Raw genomic sequence first — 248 nt, 5'->3', positions numbered from 1 at the left:
CACAATCTCTTCTAAGCGACTCATGCGTGCTAAGAGTAGGGCGTATAAGCCTTGTAAGATCGAGGCTTGGGTTAAGCCTTGTTGACGCGCAAATTGTTCTAATTGCTGGGTAGTGTGAGTACTCAAACTCACCCGTAGCTCACCCATACCACTGCCTACTACTGCTGGCTTTGCCAACTCTAAGCGACTAGGCGCAGTGAGTTCTTGTAAGTGGGTTTGCCAATACTGCTGCGCTGCTGCGCGATCTT

At 50.0% G+C, this 248-nt stretch carries 1 protein-coding gene; it reads right to left on the bottom strand.

Features of this window, described 5'->3' with window-relative positions; genetic code table 11:
* Positions 1-248: condensation domain-containing protein (locus tag ICN41_RS11310; protein WP_216293031.1), on the bottom strand; the 248-nt coding region annotated here is incomplete at both ends.

It is taken from the genome of Polynucleobacter sp. 15G-AUS-farblos (assembly GCF_018882445.1).
GTDB lineage: Bacteria > Pseudomonadota > Gammaproteobacteria > Burkholderiales > Burkholderiaceae > Polynucleobacter.
Note: the sequence above shows the minus strand (reverse complement) of the source record. Positions and strands in the feature narration are given on the sequence as shown.